The organism is Corynebacterium sp. HMSC071B10 (assembly GCF_001814825.1).
Lineage (GTDB): Bacteria > Actinomycetota > Actinomycetes > Mycobacteriales > Mycobacteriaceae > Corynebacterium.
The window spans coordinates 1-1,141 of record NZ_KV817962.1 but is presented as its reverse complement, the minus strand read 5'-3'; the positions used below and the strand labels follow the sequence as shown (position 1 = coordinate 1,141).

At 56.2% G+C, this 1,141-nt stretch carries 1 rRNA gene; it reads right to left on the bottom strand.

Going from position 1 to position 1,141, the window contains the following annotated elements:
* Positions 1-76: 76 nt before the first annotated feature.
* Positions 77-1,141: ribosomal RNA gene (locus HMPREF2990_RS01465) — 16S ribosomal RNA — on the bottom strand; the annotation flags it as partial.

Sequence of the window (1,141 nt, the reverse complement as noted above, 5' to 3'; positions counted from 1 at the left end):
GGTGGCAGTCACACACTCGGCGACTCAACCACCTACGTCCCACAACCGTGGGCACATTTTAAAAATAGCTCCTTAGAAAGGAGGTGATCCAGCCGCACCTTCCGGTACGGCTACCTTGTTACGACTTCGTCCCAATCGCCGATCCCACCTTCGACCACTCCCTAACAAGTTTGGGCCATGGGCTTCGGGTGTTACCAACTTTCATGACGTGACGGGCGGTGTGTACAAGGCCCGGGAACGTATTCACCGCAGCGTTGCTGATCTGCGATTACTAGCGACTCCGACTTCATGGGGTCGAGTTGCAGACCCCAATCCGAACTACGACCGGCTTTCAGCGATTAGCCCACCCTCACGAGCTCGCAAACGCGTTGTACCGACCATTGTAGCATGTGTGAAGCCCTGGACATAAGGGGCATGATGATTTGACGTCATCCCCACCTTCCTCCGAGTTAACCCCGGCAGTCTCTCATGAGTCCCCAACCAAATGCTGGCAACATAAGACAAGGGTTGCGCTCGTTGCGGGACTTAACCCAACATCTCACGACACGAGCTGACGACAACCATGCACCACCTGTACACCAGCCACAAAGGGAAAGACCATCTCTGGCCCGGTCCGGTGTATGTCAAGCCCAGGTAAGGTTCTTCGCGTTGCATCGAATTAATCCACATGCTCCGCCGCTTGTGCGGGCCCCCGTCAATTCCTTTGAGTTTTAGCCTTGCGGCCGTACTCCCCAGGCGGGGCGCTTAATGCGTTAGCTACGGCACGAACCCCGTGGAAGGGACTCACACCTAGCGCCCACCGTTTACGGCATGGACTACCAGGGTATCTAATCCTGTTCGCTCCCCATGCTTTCGCTCCTCAGCGTCAGTTACTGCCCAGAGACCTGCCTTCGCCATCGGTGTTCCTCCTGATATCTGCGCATTCCACCGCTACACCAGGAATTCCAGTCTCCCCTACAGCACTCAAGTTATGCCCGTATCGCCTGCAACCCCGCAGTTAAGCTGCGGTATTCCACAAACGACGCGACAAACCACCTACGAGCTCTTTACGCCCAGTAATTCCGGACAACGCTCGCACCCTACGTATTACCGCGGCTGCTGGCACGTAGTTAGCCGGTGCTTCTTCTCAACCTACCGTCAC